This is a genomic window from Sulfurovum sp. (assembly GCF_041562805.1).
Taxonomy (GTDB): Bacteria; Campylobacterota; Campylobacteria; order Campylobacterales; family Sulfurovaceae; genus Sulfurovum.
Map to the genome: position 1 here is coordinate 12,927 of NZ_JBFFOH010000002.1, position 21,576 is coordinate 34,502.

Sequence of the window (21,576 nt, forward strand, 5' to 3'; positions counted from 1 at the left end):
ACTCACGTATGACCTTTTACAGATATAATCATTGCATTATAAAGAGGATAAACATAAAGATGAATCAAAGACAAACTTTACCTATATTATTGAAAGAACAACATATTCTTTTAATCGGTGGCGGGAACGTAGCATTGCAAAAAGCAGAAGTATTGTCGCATAATAATATCTCTTTTACTGTCATATCAAAAGAGGTACATCCTAAAATAAAAACACTCTGTAATGATATACAGATCAAAGCCTTCAAAACCAAAGACATTCAAGAGACTCTCATAGTCATAGATGCAACTGGAAATGACAAAGTCACAACAAAACTTCTAGCGTATAAAAAGAAACACCCACTTTTATTGAATGTTGTAGATCAACCTAAAGTTTGTGACTTTTACTTTATGGCTCTGACTCAGAATGCACCGCTGCAGATAGCTGTTTCCAGTTCTGGTGCCAGTCCTACTGTAGCGCAGTACTTTAGGGATAAGTGTCAGGCACTCATACCTGATGATATGGAAACTTTTATAGAAGAGTTACAGGCACAAAGAGAAAAAGGTGTCATAGCAGTAGATAAAACCCTCAAAAGAATGCGTAAAATATCATCTAAAGCTTATTTAGTCGGTTGTGGACTTGGAGATCCGGAACTGCTTACCCTCAAAGCATATAATATTATAAAACGCATTGATGTCGTACTGTATGACCATCTCATCTCCGATGAGATCATGGCCCTCGTTCCCAAAGATACAAAAAAGATCTTTGTAGGAAAAGAAAAAGGGTTCCATACAAAACCCCAGGAAGAGATCAATAAACTCATACGAAAGTACATCAAAAAAGGTTACTCCGTTGCCCGCTTGAAAAGTGGTGATCCGTTTATCTTTGGTCGTGGAGCGGAAGAATTGCTCTACCTTACACAAAAAGGTATTAGCACTGAAGTGATACCAGGTATCTCTTCTGCTATCTCAGGACCACTCATGGCAAATATCCCCATTACAGCAAGAGACTATAGCAACTCCTTCACAGTAGTCTCAGCCCACTTAAAAGGCAACTCTGTCAATCTTGATTGGGTACCGATGTTAGCACATAAAGATCATACCGTCATCGTCCTCATGGGACTTACCCGTGTGAATGAGATAGTTCATGAAGCTAACAAACTTGGTATAGACAGGCAAACCCCTTGTGCCATCGTTTCCAATGCAAGTAGAAAGAGCCAAAGTGTACTCACTACTACGCTAAAAAATCTCAAGGAGGTTTCTCTTGAGGCTTCAAGACCTGCCATACTGGTCTTTGGAGATGTTATACACTATACAAACAAATTAAAAGAGAGTCAAAAATGAGTATTTTAGAAAAAGCCTTAGAGGCTAGAAGTAAAAAAGTCAATAAAGTAGAAACAACCAAAGCAATCAAAATGCCTATGGATGTACATGCTAAATTAGAAGAGATCGCTGCAGCCGGATATGAAGGTCTAGCAAAAGAAGACAGTGCCTACTTTTTAAAATGTTTTGGACTTTTTGACAAAGGTGAAGACTTTATGCTCCGTGTTCGTGTACCTGCGGGGCAATTGAACTATGAGCAAACTTTACGCATCGGTGAAGTAGCACAAAAATATGGTAATGACTACATAGACCTTACAACACGTATGCAGCTTGAACTGCGTTTCTTACAGATAGCAGACATTGCCAAAGTCTTACAGGAACTTAAAGAAGTAGGTATCTCAACGTTTCAAACAGGAGTGGACAACCCACGTAACATCGTTGCCGACCCACTTGATGGCATCGCTTATGATAACATCATAGATACAAAACCACTCATCGATGAACTACAGGATATATTTGGAGAGAATCCTGAATGGATCTCTGCATTACCTCGTAAATTTAACACAGGTATACTCGGTTCACTTTCAAATTCTTGTAATATCTTTGGGCATGACTGTTGTTTTGTCTTAGCACAAAAAGAAGGTGCATTTGGATTCAATATATACTTAGGTGCTCGTGTAGGTGTACAGGCAAAAGATGCAAACCTATTTGTAAGTATAGAAGAAGTCCCTCTCTTTTTCAAATCACTTCTTACTGTTTTTAAAACCTACGGATACAGAGACAATCGTAACAAAAACCGTTTAGTCTTCCTTATCAATGATGTAGGCATAGATAACTTTGTAGAGGCTGTACAAAAAGAAGCAGATTGTGAATTCACTACAGCCGGCATAACGATGGTACAGTCCCAATCCATTGCTTTAGGTTCGAACAAAGTGCTTGGGCGTAATGGAAAGTTTGCGTATAAACTAACTGTGCCTTCTGGTATCTTCTCTGGTACAGATATGATAAAAGTCTCACAAGCTGCTAAAACATTTGGTTCAGGAGATGTGAGACTCACCTATGATCAAAATATTTATATTATCAACGTAGCAAAAGAGTTACTTCAAGAGTTAGAATCTACAGATCTTATCAAAGCGTATGCAAAATTCAACAACCTTTATTTTAATGATATGATAGCCTGTGCAGGAACAGCTACCTGTAGTTTTGGTGTAATTCCAAACAAGCCTGATGCCATAGAAATGGCACACTTTCTCAACTCAGAAGTACCTATAGAAAATGCAAATGTCAGGATGAACTGGTCTGCCTGCCCTAAAGGGTGTGGTGTCAACGGTATTGCCGACATAGGATTTGAAGGATGTAAAGCCAAAGATGATGAGGGCAACCGTGTAGATGGTGTACATATATATGTAGGTGGAAAGATCACCCGCGTAGCCAAAGAAGCACATATTTTACACAAAGCCCTACCCTTGACTGAAGCGAAGCACCATGCAAAATACCTGCTCAAAAGCTATGCAGATTTCAAACAAAGGGGTGAAACCTATGAAGCCTTTGATGACAGATATTTAAGTGCCAACTACTCTTTTCAAGCCCTTGGTTTTTACACAAAGATAAACTATATACTCAATGAAAAATTGGGTTTAAATGTAGACTTTGAACTTGAAAATGAACCTAAAACATTTAAAAAAGAGGAGTTTGAGCTTTTTAATTTCGGATTGAAACTTTTTAAATTGCTTACAGGTGAAAAACGTTATGAAGCTGTAGAAAATTTCCAACCGGTTCTTACCAAACCTAGAAAGATAACGAGAGATGAAGTCTCCAGACTCAATCCTAAAGTACCCGCTAAACTCTCTGAAGTCATCTATAACATGACACACCAAGAAAAAAGAGAAAGAGCACAGGTTTTTTCAGAATTACTGGTAGCTCTTAAAGAGGTATAGATGGTAGAAGCACTCAGTAAACATACCCCTCTTGAAGATTTTATAAATCATAAAACAAACACGGGTATGCAGTGTGGTAACTACAGCATAGACTTACCTGATCTTGGAGAGGGAGAACAGTACCGTTTTCACTTTGATGCAACTGCCTGTGTCGGATGTCACTGTTGTGAAGTGGCTTGTAACGAACAAAATGCAAATCCGGATGACATTAAATGGCGTAGAGTGGGAGAGATGGAAATGGGTGAATTTCCAGATACCCTGCAACTCTTTAACTCTATGAGCTGTAACCACTGTATAGAACCAGAATGCCTCATAGGGTGTCCTACAAATTCATACATTAAATTTGACAACGGTATCGTATGGCATGATGACCCTTCGTGTATAGGGTGTCAATACTGTACATGGAACTGTCCCTATGAAGTACCCACCTTTAATGCAGACAGAGGTATCGTAACAAAATGTCATATGTGTGCCGATAAACTCGAAGTAGGACAAAGTCCTGCCTGTGTTCAAGCCTGTCCAAGTAATGCCATAGAGATAGAGGTATTCAATGTCAAACAATGGTTGGAAGAAGACATGGCTTCTCAAGGTGTAGCACCTCACTTACCAGACATCGAGATCACCAAGCCAACCACACGATACACGTTACCAGAACTACAAGAAGGAGAGGAACTACGTGTAGCAGATGAGCATTTACTCAAGCCTGCACATCCTGAACTCCCACTTGTCTTTATGACGGTACTGACCCAGGTTTCTTTAGGTGCCTTTTTAGCACTCTTTTTAGGACAGTTACTCTATAGTTTAGGATTTAATCTTCCTGAACCTACATTAGTTATGGCTATACTTGCATTTTTACCTGCAGCGATTGGATTGCCCCTTTCAGCACTTCACCTTGGACGTCCTATTAAAGCCATGACTGCGATGAAAAACTGGAGAACTTCTTGGCTTTCCCGTGAAGCCATTGCTTTGGGTGCATTTACAGGTTTGGCTACATTGGTTGCTGGACTATACTACCTAGATATCAAAGGCTTTACTTTACTTCTTCTAGAAGCTATCACTCTGACTGTAGGTATCTATGGTATCTATGCCCAGTCGATGATATACCGTATAAGAGCACGTCCTGCATGGAACAGAAAGTCTACGACCAAACGTTTTTTCGGTTCAAGTTATATAGGATTTTTACTTATTTCCACTGCCCTACTCGTTTCCAACGGCAAAGAAGGTGCTATGGTACTTTTAGCTATCACACTTCTTACTGGTATGGGACAGGCTTTGGTTATACTTGAAGAGGTCATGTTCTATAAACATCTAGACAAAGAAGACACACTTTATTACCAATACAACAGAAGTCGTATCCTACTCCAAGAACATTTTGGTACGGTAAAGACGTTTAGAGTCTATTCTTTAACCTTGTTTGCTTTAGCATTACCACTCTTGGCGATCTTGTTTACCGCAAGTGGGCTCATACCTTTAGCTATCGGAACTTTAGTCGTAGCTACACTCGGTGCATTCGTAAGTGAATTAGCAGGAAGATACCTGTTTTATAGAACAGTAGTACCATTGGGGTTGGCAGGAAATTTCTTTGCCGGTAACCAGAGACACTAGAAAGGAACACATAATGAGCATCATACAAAAAATAAAAAACTTTCTAGGTACAGACATCAAGGAAGATAAATACGCTTTAGTCGATGATCCTATCTTCGGAAAAGTAGCTAAAGAGAAAGCACCGGATAAATGGGTACGTTCAACTTGCGGATACTGTGGTGTAGGCTGCGGTATGTACATCGGTGTGAAAAACGGTAAAGCGGTTTACTCCAAAGGTGATCCTTTGCATCCTGTCAATATGGGTACACTTTGTCCTAAAGGGCTTAGTGAACACAAGATGGTAGAAGCGGACTCTCGTGTGCCTGCTCCTCTCATAAGAAAAGATGGAGAACTTACTCCTAGTACATGGGAAGAGACTTTTCAAAAAACCTCTGACGAGTTTAAACGCATACAAGCAGAACATGGGAAAGGTGCTGTAGCGGTCATTTCTACAGGGCAACTTCTTACTGAGGACTTTTATGCTTTAGGGAAATTTGTTCAGTTAGGCTTGGAAACAAACAACTATGATGGAAACACCACACTTTGTATGGCTTCTGCGGTCATGGGATATAAACAGACTTTTGGATCAGATGGTCCAACCGGATGTTATGAAGACTTTGAGAAAGCAGATGTGATACTACTCATAGGGGCGAACATTGCAGACAATCACCCTATTTTAAAGCTTCATATTGCAAAGAACCAGTCAGTCACCGGTAAAAAACCTATTATTATCGTCGTGGATCCACGTAAATCTAAAACCTCGCAGATGGCAGATATCTTTGTTCCGTTGGCCCCACGAAGTGACCTGGCACTGCTCAATGGTTTATGTTATATCATCATGGAACAGGGATGGGAAGATGAGAAGTTCATCAACGCACGTACCAATGGATATAAAGAGTTTAAAAAACATATTATGGCGAACTACCCTCCCCAGGAAGTAGCACAAATTACAGGCATAGATGTCAAAGATCTCTATAATCTGGCAAAAGTGTATGCCGCAGCTGACTCTGCGATGAGTGCCTGGACTATGGGTGTAAATCAAAGTAGTATAGGAACAGACACAGTCTCTGCGATCTGTAATCTTTCACTCATTACAGGAAATCTTGGTCGTGAAGGTGCTGCACCAATGTCTATCACAGGTCAATGCAATGCAATGGGTACAAGAGAATTCGGATTTACTTCTTCTATTCCTGGGTACAGAAACTATGCAAGTCCACAGGACAGAAAAGCATTTGCAGATATCATTAACGTACCCGAAGCACTGATACCTACAGCAAGAGGTTATGCCTATCCACAGATCATTGATGCGATTAACCGAGGTGAGATCAAAGCACTTTGGATCGTAGCTACCAATCCACTCGTTAGCTACCCTGATCAGAATGCCTTACGTGAAGCTCTAGCTAAACTTGATATTCTTGTCGTACAAGATGCATTTATGTCTGACACTGCACAAATTGCTGATGTTGTTTTTGCTGCAGCCACGTGGAGTGAAAAAGAGGGATGTTATACAAACTCAGAAAGACGTTGTAACTATGCTAAAAAAGCTGTAGAACCATTAGGTGACAGCAAAGCAGATCTGGATATTGTGAAAGAATTTTCTACTTACTTTGAGGGGAAACATGATCTTCTGTTTAAAGATCTAGAAACACCAAGAGATGTCTTTAACGAAATTAAACGTGTGAGCAAAGGACAACTCTGTGACTATTCAGCCATGAGTTACGAGAAGATCGAAGAACTAGGCGGTATACAATGGCCATGTAATGACAAAGCCCCAAATGGAACAAAACGTCTTTACAGTAAAGATATGGAATGTAACACAACTGACGGCAAAGCTAACCTACTGCCAGTAGATTGGAAACCACTCTCCGAAATGGCATGCGAAGGCTTACCACTTATGCTCAATACGGGAAGAACCGTAGAACAGTTCCATACCAGAACAAAGACAGGCACCATAGGTATACTAGAGTCACTTGCTCCTGAAGCATGGGTAGATATGAGTCCTAAAGATGCACAAAAACTCCTGGTAAAAAGTGGTGACCGTATAGCACTCTCTGGTACACGGGGGCGGGTTGAAGATGTCATTGTAAAGATAAGTGAAACCGTAAGAGAAGGGGATATATTCGTCCCTTTCCACTTCAATGAACAGCTTATCAACAACATTACCATCCCAGAGTTTGATCCCAAATCATTTGAACCAAATTACAAACAGTGTGCGGTTCAAGTACATTCCAAGGATGTACCTGAAGGTATCGTATACGATAAGGAAAAAATATCTGGATATTTAGAAGGTATAAAAGTATATGAAGAAGAAGTATTTAGTGATGAAAAAGTTAAAAATATTTCACCATAGGCACTTTTCCATTATGACAAGACTTCTTAGATCTCCTCTTATATACTCTAAAACCTAATGGCTTATGAGCGCGTCTCAATAACCTTATAAAATCATCTATATAGCACATTTTATAAGGTTTTAGATTCAAGAGTACAGATTTATACCTCGCAAACATCGCTACAGCGAGAAACGTTATAAAATATGTTAGATTATAAGGTTTTGATTTTCGAAATTATTACACAAGCAGTTGCTCAGTTCATATTATCTATACTACTAATACTTCAAACCAAGGGTGATAGGACATTATATTCTTCTAATAAATACTTAGACTAAAAATATTAAAATAAATAGGACATTCAAGGAACAACATGAGTAAATATCAATTTTTACCTTTAAAAGATGAAAAAGAATTTGAATCCTTAGTTAATGACCTAAGTATTGAAAAATACGGTGTTGAATTTCAAGTTTATGGAAGAAAAGGTCAAAAGCAAAAAGGGATAGATGGACTCTCTTTTTCAAAAGATGAAAAACAAATAGTTTATCAATGTAAAAATAAAATAATTACTAGAGAAGATAAAAAAATTCAAGTAGAACTTTTAAATGATATTGAAAATGAGGTAAAGTCAGCTAGTACTGAATTCCAAAGTATTGATACGTTTATTTTCGCAAATTCATTCAAGCAAGATACTGTTTTACAAGACAAGGCAATAGACCTAACTAACCAATATGGATTTACAGTTATTGTATGGAGCTGGGAAGAGATTGAAAGTTTACTTGAAAAGCATTTGAATATAGCAAAACAGTATTACCCAGAGATATTTCATAACAATATATTGTCAGAAAGTGATATTAAACATAAGTTTCAAGAAAATTCTGTGACATTACTTTCTTCAATGAATTTTTATATAGAAAAAAGTTTTATTGATATGCCCGAAATTGACAAACTAGTTGATTTTATAAATAATGAAAACTTTGATGATAAATTATTAGTTTTAACAGGTAAAGCAGGTATCGGTAAAACAGCAATATTAAGTAAGATGCAAAGTATTCTTCTAGAAAACAACACAGTTCACTTAAGTATTAAAAGTGATCAATTTGAAATAGAGAGTAAAGAGTCATTATCCAATTTTTTTGGAGTAGACAATATTTTACTTTCTATAAAAAAGTTAGCAAGAAAAGAGAAAGTCATTGTATTAATAGATCAACTTGATGCTCTGTCTTTAACTATGTCATCAAATAAAAAAGTAATCAACATAATTTTAGAGTTCATAGAACAGTTAAAATATATTGCAAATGTGAAAGTGATAGTTTCTATTAGAGAGTATGATTTAAAAAACGATCCTTTGTTTAAAAGTTTGGATGATACAAATATTATAAATACACAGCTGTTAAACTTTGACTATGTCAGTAATAAATTAAAATCTTTTGTTAAAGAATCTACAAAATTAAATAACACTTTAATTGAATTATTAAGAACACCGCTACATCTTTCGATTTTTATTGAGCTATACCCTAATGATAATAGTTGTATATCAATCAAAACTCTACAAGATTTATACAATAAGTTTTGGGAACAAAAAATTCAAGATAGGAGTTTAGATAAAGCTTTTAGACGAAATACTGTTGAAGTGTTAAAGTCAATAGTTAATAAAATGAACGAATTAAATAAAATAGAAGTTCCTAAGTTATATTTTGAGGATGAGTTTGAAGATGAACTTGCTCTTTTATTAAGTAGGGGTATTCTAAAAGAAGAAAACAGAAAAATATCTTTTTTTCATCAAACTTTTTATGATTATGTATTTGCAAGGGATTTTGCACAAAAAGACATGTCTCTGTATGAATATATATTAACAACTACTCAAGACTTAAACATAAGGGAACAGTTTAAACAGATTATTCAATTTTTAAGAGGGACAGATGAGGATAAATACTTGTCTGAACTTGAAAATATACTCTATTCAGATGAAACAAGATTCCATATAAAACTGCTATTAATCTCTTATCTTGGAAGTATAGAAAGTCCTACTGTTGAAGAGTTCACTTTTATTCAACAACTTTTTAAAGAGAAGGCAGATTATGAAAAGTATTTTATTGAGAGTTGGATATCTTCTGATTGGCTTATATATTTAAAAGAAGCAGATTTTTTTAATACTGAAAATTTTAAAAAGTACAACCTACAAAATAGATTAGAAACTTTTGTAAATAAAGAAACAGATTTGATATTTGACATATTAGATAATTGCAAATGTGAAGAGAAAATAAAAAATGTTTCAATAATCAATAGTTTAAATAGATTAGATAACTGGAGTGACACAAGTTTCGAAATATTGAAAAAATATAATAGTTTATTATATGAAGGTGACATTCATTACTATGACTTGAAAAAGCTTTATATGAGAATCTACCTACTAGATCAACAATACTCAATTAACTTATTTTTCAATTATTTGAATAATCGTATTAAGGAAGTAGATGACCATGATAAAAAAGAGTTATTAGACCATGATTGGTATGAAATATTTAATTTTTTATTGGGACAAAAAGAGATAGATATATTAAAAAGGCTTTTAGAATCAATCCAAAAAATCAGTAATAAGTTTAAAAACGAATACCCTAAAAAAGAATTTTTAATTACAGATAAAGTTTTTGATTCAATAATGTGGCAATTTGATGATTTACATAATAGTTCTTGGGGACTATATAGGAAAACACTAGATAAAGTATCTCAGTTAGCCGTAGATGACAAGGAGAGTTTTTTAAAACTTACCCAACCTTATCAAGACACTCATTATCTTGCACTCATTACATTTCTTATATTTGGATATTCTAAAGACCCTAAAGAATATAAAAATGAAATATTGAGCTTATTTACAAATGTAAAGCTTTTAGAAGAATTAGATTTCTCTTACGATAATGGATATGAGTTTGCATTACTAGTAAATAAGTCCTTTGTACTTTTTGATGAAATAGAGCAGGAACAAATTTTTAACACTATAGTCCAAGTAAATCCGCAATGGCAAAATACTTATTATGTAGGCAAATGTCACGGAACATATAAAGGGTTACAAAAATATGAACTTTTATTTCAACTTGATATAGAAGATATAAAAAAATTCGGTTATTTTAAAGAGTTTCAAGAACTGCAAAGAAAATTCCCTTGGTATAAATTTAAAAAACCTCATAAATCAAATGGTGGCTGGGTTGGAACACCATTAAGTAGTGATGCTTACTCAAAAATGAGTTTGAGTAATTGGCTTCAATCAATGAAAGTATTTAATGGTACTAAATCAAGGAATAGTACAAACAGTTTTTTAAGAGGTAGTAAAACTGAACATCATAGGCAATTTGAAAAAGAAGTGACGGAAAATCCAGATAAGTTTTTTGATTTTTTATTACAGTTGAAATCTGAAAATATTCATCCAGATTATTTATCTGCTGGATTAAGCGGACTTATAGCATCAAATTATAACGAAGAAAAAGTATTACAAATAATTCATTTATATTCAGATATTGATGATAAATGGTTAAAACGAACTATACTCAAAGCTATAAAATATTTGATTAGTAAAAATAATTTTGATGTGAGTTTATTAGATATTTTAGAATCTAATAAAGATATAAAATATGAAGGTTTAGTTAGGGATGCAACTAAGTTTCAAACTATACATGACCACATGTCTAGTTCAATAAATTCTTTTGAAGGCGATTTTGCAGAGCTATTGCCTTTAGTTTATAAACATGCATTTGAAGATGAAAATGCAAAAAAGAGAGTATTAATTTTAATTAATGAAGTTGTTGAAAATAATATTGACTTTGTAATATTTGGGTTACTAAGAACAATAGGTAAGATCGAACCTGTTGATAAATCCTTGTTTACAAAGCTCTTGGTTGATTTAATTGAAAAAGATGAAATAGGACAAGTTGCAATTTATTCTTTACAAAATTTTCATTATCTATATATGAATAAATTTGTTTCTAAAGAAGAAGTGGTAGTTTATATCAGAAAATGTATATCTTTTGCAAAAGTTGTAAAAGATAGAGAAGATTCAAGCTACATTAATAATTTGGGAATGTATTTATATTTTTACTATTTAAATGAAGATGATGAGATTTTTGAGAAACTACTTAACGAAGCAATAGATTCAAACCCCCAAGTTATTCATGGAGTGTTACGTCAAATTTTTGAACAAGAAATACGTTCAAAAGACAAAGGAAAAGTTGAAAAATCAAAACAGTTTATTCTAAGATTTAAAAACAATGAAGACAATGACTATTTTTATACACTTGATTTGCTAAAAATGAATGGATTAAACTTTATTCAAGATGATTTTGAATTTGTAAAAAGTTTAGCATCGTCTATTCATATAAAGAAAGATGTAAAAAGTTTTATTGAGTATCTTCAAAATGAATATCATGCAGATACAAATATTGCTGAAAAAATATTTGAACTTTTGGAAGAGCTTATACAAAAAATAGATTCTTCAAAAGAGACTGGATATTATGAATCAAGACCATTAATTGAGTTTATTTTGGAACTTAATACAAGAACTAAATCTGATGAACAAAAAGTAGATATTTTAAACTTGATAGACAAATTTTTAATAAGTGACACACTAAGATTTAGTACTAAGTCAGCTATTGAATAGGATTAAATAAGTACTAGTAGTGAATACTGAAGCGTTACTGAAGACAAACGTTAATTTAACCTCTAATTGGAAACCTTATAAAATATATAACTTTATAAGGTTTCTATTTTTAAAAGAATCATAATTGTATACAGGATGATATAAATGCATATACAAACTTGTTATAATAAAGAAATCCCATTTCAAAGGTAGCGTTAATATACATGGCATTTGATTTTGAACTGAGTGAATTAGCATTAGACAGAGCATACAAAAAGACACAAAATATAGTAGATGATGTAAGAGCTTCACTTCAAGAAGGTTCGGATAGTATACCTGAATCACTGATACTTGTTACAAAGCGTGAGATAGACAGGATCTTTGATGTAGATATAAAAGAGGAACATGTATGTAAAATTGTAAGTGAACTATTCTATAGTCCTGAGCTAGAAGTAGAACTTGAAAAGAGAATAGAGCATTATAATATTGTTTTGCATGTAGTTAAGACAGCACACTATTTAACAGACGAAAAGATAAAACGTACAATGAAGATACTTGAAGCATTGGATACAGATATACCAAAAGAATTGTATATAGCTAACTACGTACGAGAGAATTACCAAGAAAATCAACGTAGAAAAGCTTTAAAAGATGCAGTAAAAACTATTTTCCCATCAATTAACAATAATATCATACTAAATGAAATCGCAAATAAAGCTTTGTAGCTGAGTTTTTCTCAAACAAAAGATATTCTCCTGAATTTAGGAGTTGCAGTATGAATGGATAATAAAAACCTACCGCTATAACGACTACACTTTTCATAGGAGAATTTAGCTACTGCCTTTGCTTCTATTCTCTTTCAACGCCTTTTCGTAAAGTCTCTTATCTAATATGTTTAGAGGAATATACAGGATGATAGCTCCTAATGCTACATATCCTGCGAAAGGAGCTATCTTGATCCATAAACTATTAGATTCTTGACCTAGTTCATCTTTAATTGCATCAGCAAATGCAGCATAAGTTCCAAAGACCATTACTACCAAGAGCAAAAAGCCCATGATATTTTTCCTGATCTTGTAGTTATGTAGATAATTCATACTGTGTCCTATTTTTTAAGTGAGGGATTATATCTTTCTTTCAGAGGTTCTAGAAATAATTCTACAAGTGAAAGTTATTTCCACACGCACTTCTCGGTTTGGTTACCACACTTCTCACAAATCTCGATCTTTCGCGTGCATTTATATAACACTGCAATAATATAAATTAGTGTTATTACTGCAGATAATACCATGGTTGCTGCTAGACAAACATCATTTGGAGTACCATGGCAGCCATCAATCCCAAATATTGACCCAATAAGCAAAAGTATCACGAATGAAACTGGATAGACGACAACCATTAGAGATAGCATGATAACTTTACGCCCTATCTTTGTCTTTGTCTTGGGCTTCCCGATATGATGACACTTACTACATGTTGTCATTTATCGCTGCCTCACAGTGGTAAACAATTCTGATAATATCTCCGTGCTCATTAAGCACTTGTTTAATTGAACTATAGATTTCATAGTTATAGTGTATCAAAAAATGTCTTGTTATAAAAACCTTATATTATAATATAAGGTTTTTATTGATCAAATCATAAATATAGAACCACAAATGAAAGCAATAATGTTAATGTAGAAGGTATTGCATTTTTAGGAGACTCAAACCGTAGATAAAATGAGATGGCTCCTAATGAAGTGGCAAAAAGTAAAAAAGTCTCCTCCTCTTTATAAGACTTTTTTAATGTAAGTAGTTATAGACTATTGTAATGTCAAGGATTTAAAATGACTACGTCAAATGAATTATTAAGGTTATGCGGTTATAAACAAAACTCAAGTTCACTTCATAGGGTTCAACAGATTAAAAAAAATTACTCTGAGTTCGACAAGGTTGTAGCAGCACTGCTTGACCTTGAATCTTATTTAGAACATAGTGACTTTTATTTATCATTAAAAGATGATTTTGATTTAATAGAAATTAGAAATGATCTATGTAATGAAGATGAGTTTCTTATATTAGATGGAGAGATTGTTGCTTGGGCAAATCAACACAATATTGAATTTTTAGAAAATATTGATCATGTATCTGTCTTAGGCTTTAGGCATAGTGAATTAGAAAATGAGATGTAATACTCTTTCATTCTTTTCATAATACTCATCAATATTCACTTGTTTCGACATCATAAAAATATTTATACTATTTTAGCTGCGAATAAAAAGAATGGATATTTAGAAACGGCGAATTTGGATTTTATGTTACTGAGACAGTATTAATGCATTTATAAAAGAAAAAATATTTGCAATTTAATAATAAAATTTGCCGTTTTTGGATTTTTAAACCTCTTCTTAGATGTTATACTATTAAATATATTATTGGTTAGCATTTGCAGGGGTTAATGCATCCCACAGCATGAGTAAATTTGCCATTTAAAGAATAAAGGAAAAATGATGGAAAAAAGATTAAAAATAGGCTCTACCTTAGCAGGGATAACAATATCAATAGTCTTTTCACTACTGGGACTTACAACAACAGCATCGGCACAAATGAAAGATGTAGCCAAGTCACAGCAAATGCCTACAAAAGATGAAATGGTCGTTGCCTATTATGGTCGTCCGGGAGTAAAATCAATGGGTATACTGGGTCAATACAGTATTGATGCGCTTATCCCGATCATTAAAGCTAAAACGGATGAATATAAAAAAGTAAGCGGGAACCAAAACATAGTTCCCGGCTTTGACATCATTTACGGTATGGCAGCAGGTGATCCCGGGCGTGATAAAGACTATATCATTAATATATCAGACAAAAAGTTGATGGAATATATCGATGCAGGACAAAAACACGGTTTAGTAGTCTTTATCGATACGCAACTTGGGAAAATGACACCTTTAGAAGCTATCAGACCACTGCTGAAGTATCTTAAGTATGACAATGTACATTTAGCTATAGATCCGGAATTTGAAGTACGTGGATTGGATGTACGTCCGGGTAAACAAATTGGTCATATTTCAGGTAGTCAGGTCAATGAAGTACAGGCAGCGATGACTGACTACATGAACCAGTATGGTATCAAAGGAAAGAAGATGCTCATTGTACATATGTTCAGACATACAATGCTTAGCAATAAAAATGACCTCAAAACCTATGATAATATCGATATGATATTTAATCTTGACGGACATGGGTCACCAAAACTTAAGGTAGACATCTACAATGGTATATATAAGCACAGAATAGCAAATGAAGTTGCAGGTGGATTTAAACTCTTTTTTCAAGAAGATACTCCACGTCTAATGACGCCGGAAGAAGTTCTGGGACTGAAGTCTGTCTCCGGTACAAAAGTGAAAGAAATGCCTAAATTGATTAATTATCAATAAAAGATTGTCTATAAAATCAACCCTATTATAAGCTAATTGATAGAGGGTTCTATTATATGAATTTAAGATGATATATGTTCTAAGTATTGATCTCACAATACTTAGAACAGTTTGTTTGTTATTCGTCTTCTTTAGCAAACTTTTCATAAAGAAAACTCAAGATGGCTTCTCTACATCTAATATATTCTGGATCATGTTGAAGTTCAACTCTGTTTCTTGGACGCGTCAAATTCACTTCCAGAATCTCACCTATAGTCGCTTCAGGTCCATTGGTCATCATGATCACTCTATCACTGAGAAGTACCGCTTCATCTACATCATGAGTAATGATGATCACCGTATTTTCAACATTTTTCTGTATACGCATCAAATGCTCTTGAAGATTGGCCCTAGTTAAGGAGTCAAGCGCTCCAAAAGGTTCATCCATAAGCAACACATCGGGCTCTATGGAAAGTGCTCTTGCAATACCGACTCGTTGTTTCATACCACCAGAGATCTCACCCGGTAATTTATCTTTCGCAGGCTCCAAATTCACCATGGAAACAAATTTTTCCACACGCTCACGCAGTTCCGGTGGATCAAGTTCTGGCATCACTTTTTTCACTGCCATCTCGATGTTTTCATACACAGAAAGCCATGGAAGTAAAGAGTGGTTTTGAAACACTACGGCTCTATCCGGTCCGGGTCCTTTCACTTCATGTTCTTTAAGGGTAATATTTCCTTCAGTTTGTCTGTCAAGCCCGGAGATCATGTTAAGTAAAGTCGATTTACCGCATCCACTGTGTCCGATGATCGAAATGATCTCATTTTTCTTAATTTCCAAATTCACATCAGTCACCGCGATGTAATCTTCTTTCCCAGGAATAGGGAATCTCTTCTCAATATTTTTTAAACTTAAAAATTCACTCATTACGCTCTACCTTTTTTTGTATAATCAAAGAAGTCTGCTATTTTACCCATCATCACATCTAAAATAAATCCAACTAAACCAACCAAAATAATACCTATAATAATGTTGTCATAGGCAAGGTTATTGTATTCATCCCAAATCCAGAATCCTATACCGATACCACCAGTCAACATCTCAGCTGCAACGATAACCAACCAGGCGATCCCCAGTGAGAGTCTCATTCCAGTAAAGATATACGGTACGGCTACTGGCAAGATGATCTGTACCACTTTTTCAAGTGGTGTAAATCTTAACACTTTGGCCACGTTCATATAATCTTCACTTACAGATCTCACACCTAAAGCCGTGTTGATAATGATCGGCCAGATAGACGTAATAAAGATCGTCGAAATCGCTGTCATATTGATATCCTGGAAGATAAAAAGCAACAATGGTAACCATGCCAACGGTGATACAGGTTTAAAGATCTGTATAAACGGATCAAAAGCATACTGGGCATTTTTACTCATACCCACAAGAAGACCCAAGGGAATACCAAAGATGAGTGCCAAAGCAAATCCACCAAACACTCTTTTAAGTGACTCTAAGATCTGCCAGAAAACACCTTTGTCATCTTCATTTTCTATATAAAAAGGATCAGCCAATACACCCTCTACTTCATCACCTTCTGCATTCACACCACCAAAAGCTGATACATAGGTATTAGCAGGAGTTGGAAAATCTTCCACTATATTTGCAATACCGGTCCATACACCCAATATAGCAATAAACACCAACAGTGGTAATACGATTTTTTTTACAAGTTCATAATTCATTTTTTCTCCTTTAATGTGAACTCTTAAAAACCCTGTGATAAAAAGACATAACTATGGTCTCAACAATAGGCTTTATCTATGGATATATAAGATTTTTAAGGGTTCACACCTTTGTATTTACAAGTACCTGAAGTGGGACAATGAGATTAAATTCACATTCATAAAGGAGGTTTTTTCACCTCAGGCACTTGTAAATACAAAGCATCCTGCTTTGTATTTACGTTTATTGCTTAGTCACAAATTTAGGGTCTGCACATCCAGCTGGTCCATAAGGACATGTATACTCAGGTTGAACAGTGTTTAAACTACCTTCCCATCTATTAGCAGCTTTTAGATCTGCTTCACTTACTTTTGAATTTACTACTCCAACATCGAAGATATATTCAACTGCTTTGTTAGGATCCCATACTTTACCATCGATGAATTTATTGTACTCATCCACCCCATCTTTTTTCCAAGCTGAAGGAGGAAGTGTATAACCAACCTCGGTAGCCACTTCAGCAAACAGGTCAGGTCTATACACAGATTCGATCACTTTTTTCATATCTATAGGTTTATCGATCTGTCCCCATCTATACATCTGTGTCATAAACCACATACCGTGTGAGTAAAAAGGATACGCTGCATAATAGTTCGCAAATGTATTAAACATAGGGTTGGAACTGTCTACGCCTTTTGTATAAAGGAATGTACCACTCATAGACTTTCTAAGTACATCTTTTGGTGCTTTTACATAGTTCTTTTTAGCCAAGAACCCGATCGCTTCTTCTCTGTTTTCCCATGATGCATCAAGCCACATTTGTGCTTCGATGATCGCTTTCATTACCGCTTTGGTTGTCTCTGGGTGTTTTTCAATAAAATCAGCTCTTGCCTGAAGTACTTTTTCCGGATTATTGTTCCATATGTCATAATTCGTTACAAGGGCAGAACCTTTACCCTTAAGTACGATTCTTGAATTCCAAGGTTCACCCACACAATATCCTTCGATATTCCCTGCGATCAGGTTTGAAGGCATAGTCGGCGGTGGGAATGGTTTGATCGTACAGTCAGTATCTGGAACGATCCCGGAAGCTGCCATCCAGTAACGTAACTCATAATTGTGTGTCGATACAGGGTGAACCATACCAAAGCTAAGTGGTTTATAATCGTCACCTTCGGCTTTATGTTTCGCATCGATATACTTTTTTAAACTTGCCGCCGAAACAGGTCTTACTGTTTTATCCAAACCATATTTTTCCATCTCTTTAATAATGTTATTACCATAAGTGATCGCATTACCATTAAAGTCCAATGACAAGAGTGCTTGAAGGTGAGCATTACCGTTTATCCCTATCGTTGCAGCAATTGGCATACCTGCGAGTGCATGAGAAAAATCATATTCTCCAGAGATCACCTTTTGTTGGATCCCTGGCCATCCGCCACCCTCCTTAGCTACATGCACATTCAATCCATACTTTTTAAAGAAACCTTTTTCTTTAGCCACGACAATAGGTGCACAGTCAGTGAGTGCAATAAATCCTATCTTAATCTCTGTTTTCTCAAGTGCACCCATAGAGTAAGTTGCTGCTATACTCAAACCAAACCCTAAGCTCAATACTTTTTTTATTAACGTTTTTGCCATTTCAAAAATCCTTTTTATAGTTTTATGGTGCAAGTATAACCCATGCATTTTATTATTTATACAAACTATTGATTAATTTTTAATCATTATATATATGATAAAGTACACATAATAAAAAATATGTTTCAATGCACTTTTGATGTTTTACCCATGAAAGTAGTAGATATGAAATACCTCCATATGATATAAACTGTTTCTGCTTTCATCTTTTCCAAAACACTCAAATATTTCATAACATTTTTAGAGAAAACTTGTTATAACTACACTAATTAAACCACACAAGGAAATCCTATGAGTTATGCCATAGAAACATTTGACCCAGAAATTTTTGCTGCCATTGAGAATGAGAGAGAAAGACAAACAGATCACTTAGAGATGATCGCCTCTGAGAACTTTACTATCCCTGCTGTCATGGAAGCGATGGGTTCAGTATTTACAAACAAATATGCTGAAGGTTACCCATATAAGAGATACTATGGTGGATGTGAATATGCTGACGTAGTTGAGCAACTTGCTATAGACAGAGCATGTGAACTTTTTGACTGTAACTATGCCAATGTACAACCACACTCAGGGTCTCAGGCAAATGGAGCTGTATATGCTGCACTCATTAAAGCTGGAGATAAGATACTCGGAATGGACTTAAGCCACGGTGGTCACTTGACACATGGTTCTAAGCCAAGTTTCTCTGGTAAAAACTACTCATCTTTCACTTATGGTGTAGAGCTTGATGGCCGTATCAACTATGATAGAGTACTTGAGATCGCTAAGATCGTACAACCTAAGATCATCGTATGTGGTGCTTCTGCCTATGCAAGAGAGATAGACTTTAAAAAGTTTAGAGATATCGCTGATGAAGTAGGTGCTATCCTTTTTGCAGATATCGCTCACATTGCCGGTTTGGTATGTGCAGGTGAACATCCTAGTCCATTCCCTTATGCAGATGTTGTAACAACAACTACACATAAAACACTTGCTGGACCTCGTGGTGGTATGATCATGACAAATGATGAAGCTATTGCAAAAAAGATCAATTCTGCTATCTTCCCTGGACTCCAAGGTGGGCCACTTGTACATGTGATCGCTGCGAAAGCTGTTGGATTCAAACATAACCTCAGTGACGCTTGGAAAGTACATGCTAAGCAAGTAAAAGCTAATGCCTCTAAACTTGCTGAAGTACTTGTTGCAAGAGGATATGATGTTGTCTCTGGCGGAACAGATAATCACCTTGTACTGGTTTCATTCCTTGATAAAGATTTCTCCGGTAAAGATGCAGATGCTGCGCTTGGTGCAGCAGGTATCACGGTGAACATGAACACTGTTCCGGGTGAAACAAGAAGTCCATTTGTAACTTCAGGTGTACGTATCGGTTCTCCTGCACTTACAAGCAGAGGGATGAAAGAGAAAGAGTTTGAACTCATCGCAAACAAAATTGCTGATGTACTTGACAATATCAATGATGCTGCACTCCAGGCAACGATCAAAGAAGAGATGAAAGTACTGGCACAAGATTTTGTTATCTATGACAAATCTATCTACTAAGGTCTGAAAATAAAAATTTTAGATTTAGATCTTTTTGATGACCATTATTACATCAAAAGAAATGCGATTGTTGAACAAATACAATTTGACAATCGTACCTTTTATGCTAAGTTTGAACGCATAAATGAACCACTGACACCTCTGCTGTTTGAGCAGCACCAAAATAGACAATATAGTATCGCAGCCCCCTTACTGAAAGACAACCATACCAACTATCTACTGATCGAATATAAAGGTGATGAACACAAAAGGTTCCAGCATCTTATCAAGCACCTCTTTAAAACACTGAATCTCACTGACTATCATATCTATCAAGGTAAAGATATTGAACGATTGCAGGTATTTATTAGGGTGAGGCAGCTTCCATTGAAAGAGGCAGATGCCCAGCTTCAGACACTTTCAGATGCACTCAAAGAAAAAATGACGAAAAAATGGAAATGTTTGCCTTCATTAGCACTACCAGAAGCATATAACATTGTTACCCTACCCTATAATAGACTCTAAAATTTAAATAATATATATAAATATGATATAATCAATTCAAAATAATATCTGGAGACTTCCCCCCTATGCATGATCACAATCTTGATGACCTGATTATCGATAATATCGAACCTAAAAACAATAAAACAAAAAGCTTTTTAACCATTATCGCATTATCGATTGTTGTATTGATCGTAGCTATTATACTCACTAAAATTTTACTCAAAACCCCAAATGAAAACAGCCTTGCTTTTGAAGAAAATACCACAGAGTTGATAGCTCCAGAACTGAAACTAAAAGAAATACCTAAGCCACAAAAAGAAAAAGAGGAACCATCTCTTCCAGAGATTATTGCGAATAAGCTAACAGTACCTGCAGTTGAAACAAAAAAACCTGTAGTCATTGAAGAGCCGGCTGTAGTGATCAAAAAAGAACCAGTACTTTCAAACATAATTGATCAAGAGATCAAAGCACCTGCTCCTGAAACAAAAAAACCAGTCATAGTTCAAGCGCCATTGCCAACTCTAAAAGAAAAAGAAGCAAAAGATGCAGCTGACATAGCATACTGGAAAGCAATGCAAGAGAAGAGAAAGGCCGAAGAAACAGCCAAAGAATCAGTGACCATTAAAGAGACAACGGTAGTGATCAAAAAAGAGCAAACAGAAGAGGTTGTTCAAATCAAAGAACCGGTTAAACCTAAAAAAGTAAAAACAGCTGTAGTAAAAACACCTAAACCTGTGGTAACGCCTGTAACTACCACACCTGTTCCAAAGTCAGTATCTACAACAAAATACTATGTCCAGGTAGGATCTTTCAGAACAAACCCTAGTTCACGTTTTATTTCCGTTATTAAAAATAATGGTTTCCAATATACAATCAAACGCACTTCAGATGGCACTAGAAAACTACTGATTGGACCTTATAAAGACAGAGCTTCCGTCAATCGAGCTCTTGTCAATGTAAAAGACCGTATCAACAAAAGTGCTTTTGTAGTAAAAAGGTAAG

General features: G+C 35.3%; 15 protein-coding genes and 1 pseudogene. 12 read left to right on the top strand and 4 right to left on the bottom strand.

The window, feature by feature from the left end; genetic code table 11:
• Positions 1-59: 59 nt before the first annotated feature.
• The 6 genes from cobA (at position 60) to ABYK33_RS00505 (ending at position 12,504) form a co-directional block, all read left to right on the top strand.
• On the top strand, positions 60-1,322 hold the full coding sequence (cobA, locus tag ABYK33_RS00480; protein ID WP_373030934.1) for a uroporphyrinogen-III C-methyltransferase: 1,263 nt from the start codon (positions 60-62) through the stop codon (positions 1,320-1,322).
• A complete protein-coding gene (locus ABYK33_RS00485; protein ID WP_373030935.1) occupies positions 1,319-3,238 on the top strand; it encodes a ferredoxin--nitrite reductase in 1,920 nt (639 codons plus the stop codon). Before cobA ends, ABYK33_RS00485 begins: the two co-directional genes overlap by 4 nt.
• A complete protein-coding gene (locus tag ABYK33_RS00490; protein ID WP_373030936.1) occupies positions 3,239-4,843 on the top strand; it encodes a DmsC/YnfH family molybdoenzyme membrane anchor subunit in 1,605 nt (534 codons plus the stop codon).
• Between the two features lie 13 nt (positions 4,844-4,856).
• Positions 4,857-7,172 carry a molybdopterin oxidoreductase family protein gene (locus ABYK33_RS00495; RefSeq protein WP_373030937.1) on the top strand — a complete coding sequence of 772 codons (2,316 nt, stop codon included), beginning with the start codon at positions 4,857-4,859 and terminating at the stop codon, positions 7,170-7,172.
• A gap of 350 nt (positions 7,173-7,522) precedes the next feature.
• Positions 7,523-11,800 (top strand): NACHT domain-containing NTPase, encoded by a 4,278-nt coding sequence (locus tag ABYK33_RS00500; protein WP_373030938.1) that lies wholly within the window; start codon positions 7,523-7,525, stop codon positions 11,798-11,800.
• A 203-nt stretch (positions 11,801-12,003) separates the two neighbouring features.
• Positions 12,004-12,504 carry a hypothetical protein gene (locus ABYK33_RS00505; protein WP_373030939.1) on the top strand — a complete coding sequence of 167 codons (501 nt, stop codon included), beginning with the start codon at positions 12,004-12,006 and terminating at the stop codon, positions 12,502-12,504.
• Positions 12,505-12,609: 105 nt separating this feature from the next.
• Here the strand turns inward: ABYK33_RS00505 and ABYK33_RS00510 are convergent, their stop codons facing one another.
• Positions 12,610-12,876, bottom strand: coding sequence for a hypothetical protein (locus ABYK33_RS00510; RefSeq protein ID WP_373030940.1), 267 nt, complete (start codon positions 12,874-12,876; stop codon positions 12,610-12,612).
• Positions 12,877-13,607: 731 nt separating this feature from the next.
• Here ABYK33_RS00510 and ABYK33_RS00515 point away from each other — a divergent pair.
• Both ABYK33_RS00515 and ABYK33_RS00520 read left to right on the top strand, forming a co-directional pair.
• The gene (locus tag ABYK33_RS00515) at positions 13,608-13,952 is read left to right on the top strand and encodes a hypothetical protein (RefSeq protein ID WP_373030941.1); all 345 of its coding nucleotides are present in this window, start codon (positions 13,608-13,610) and stop codon (positions 13,950-13,952) included.
• Between the two features lie 318 nt (positions 13,953-14,270).
• Positions 14,271-15,200, top strand: a complete 930-nt coding sequence (locus tag ABYK33_RS00520) for a hypothetical protein (protein ID WP_373030942.1) — start codon at positions 14,271-14,273, stop codon at positions 15,198-15,200.
• Between the two features lie 118 nt (positions 15,201-15,318).
• On the opposite strand, the gene ABYK33_RS00525 is transcribed toward ABYK33_RS00520, so the two are convergent.
• The 3 genes from ABYK33_RS00525 to ABYK33_RS00535 form a co-directional block, all read right to left on the bottom strand.
• The gene (locus ABYK33_RS00525; protein ID WP_373030943.1) at positions 15,319-16,110 is read right to left on the bottom strand and encodes an ABC transporter ATP-binding protein; all 792 of its coding nucleotides are present in this window, start codon (positions 16,108-16,110) and stop codon (positions 15,319-15,321) included.
• Positions 16,110-16,925, bottom strand: coding sequence for a nitrate ABC transporter permease (gene ntrB / locus ABYK33_RS00530; protein ID WP_373030944.1), 816 nt, complete (start codon positions 16,923-16,925; stop codon positions 16,110-16,112). The genes ABYK33_RS00525 and ntrB overlap by 1 nt, the downstream gene beginning before the upstream one ends.
• 223 nt (positions 16,926-17,148) lie before the next feature.
• The gene (locus ABYK33_RS00535) at positions 17,149-18,546 is read right to left on the bottom strand and encodes a CmpA/NrtA family ABC transporter substrate-binding protein (RefSeq protein WP_373030945.1); all 1,398 of its coding nucleotides are present in this window, start codon (positions 18,544-18,546) and stop codon (positions 17,149-17,151) included.
• Between the two features lie 291 nt (positions 18,547-18,837).
• On the opposite strand from ABYK33_RS00535, the gene ABYK33_RS00540 reads away from it, so the two are divergent.
• The 4 genes and pseudogenes from ABYK33_RS00540 to ABYK33_RS00555 all read left to right on the top strand — a co-directional run bounded on the left by ABYK33_RS00540 (position 18,838) and on the right by ABYK33_RS00555 (position 21,575).
• Positions 18,838-20,088, top strand: a complete 1,251-nt coding sequence (locus tag ABYK33_RS00540; RefSeq protein WP_373030946.1) for a serine hydroxymethyltransferase — start codon at positions 18,838-18,840, stop codon at positions 20,086-20,088.
• 15 nt (positions 20,089-20,103) lie between these two features.
• Positions 20,104-20,280, top strand: a pseudogene (locus ABYK33_RS00545) (DUF1882 domain-containing protein); the annotation flags it as partial.
• Between the two features lie 174 nt (positions 20,281-20,454).
• On the top strand, positions 20,455-20,592 hold the full coding sequence (locus ABYK33_RS00550; RefSeq protein WP_373030947.1) for a hypothetical protein: 138 nt from the start codon (positions 20,455-20,457) through the stop codon (positions 20,590-20,592).
• A gap of 65 nt (positions 20,593-20,657) precedes the next feature.
• Positions 20,658-21,575 (top strand): SPOR domain-containing protein, encoded by a 918-nt coding sequence (locus tag ABYK33_RS00555; RefSeq protein ID WP_373030948.1) that lies wholly within the window; start codon positions 20,658-20,660, stop codon positions 21,573-21,575.
• Position 21,576 lies beyond the last annotated feature (1 nt).

Bases quoted from the DNA above. Each gene is read 5' to 3' on its own strand.
- cobA (WP_373030934.1), top strand. From the start codon at position 60: ATGAATCAAAGACAAACTTTACCTATATTATTGAAAGAACAACATATT.
- ABYK33_RS00485 (WP_373030935.1), top strand. From the start codon at position 1,319: ATGAGTATTTTAGAAAAAGCCTTAGAGGCTAGAAGTAAAAAAGTCAAT.
- ABYK33_RS00490 (WP_373030936.1), top strand. From the start codon at position 3,239: ATGGTAGAAGCACTCAGTAAACATACCCCTCTTGAAGATTTTATAAAT.
- ABYK33_RS00495 (WP_373030937.1), top strand. From the start codon at position 4,857: ATGAGCATCATACAAAAAATAAAAAACTTTCTAGGTACAGACATCAAG.
- ABYK33_RS00500 (WP_373030938.1), top strand. From the start codon at position 7,523: ATGAGTAAATATCAATTTTTACCTTTAAAAGATGAAAAAGAATTTGAA.
- ABYK33_RS00505 (WP_373030939.1), top strand. From the start codon at position 12,004: ATGGCATTTGATTTTGAACTGAGTGAATTAGCATTAGACAGAGCATAC.
- ABYK33_RS00510 (WP_373030940.1), bottom strand. From the start codon at position 12,876: ATGAATTATCTACATAACTACAAGATCAGGAAAAATATCATGGGCTTT.
- ABYK33_RS00515 (WP_373030941.1), top strand. From the start codon at position 13,608: ATGACTACGTCAAATGAATTATTAAGGTTATGCGGTTATAAACAAAAC.
- ABYK33_RS00520 (WP_373030942.1), top strand. From the start codon at position 14,271: ATGGAAAAAAGATTAAAAATAGGCTCTACCTTAGCAGGGATAACAATA.
- ABYK33_RS00525 (WP_373030943.1), bottom strand. From the start codon at position 16,110: ATGAGTGAATTTTTAAGTTTAAAAAATATTGAGAAGAGATTCCCTATT.
- ntrB (WP_373030944.1), bottom strand. From the start codon at position 16,925: ATGAATTATGAACTTGTAAAAAAAATCGTATTACCACTGTTGGTGTTT.
- ABYK33_RS00535 (WP_373030945.1), bottom strand. From the start codon at position 18,546: ATGGCAAAAACGTTAATAAAAAAAGTATTGAGCTTAGGGTTTGGTTTG.
- ABYK33_RS00540 (WP_373030946.1), top strand. From the start codon at position 18,838: ATGAGTTATGCCATAGAAACATTTGACCCAGAAATTTTTGCTGCCATT.
- ABYK33_RS00555 (WP_373030948.1), top strand. From the start codon at position 20,658: ATGCATGATCACAATCTTGATGACCTGATTATCGATAATATCGAACCT.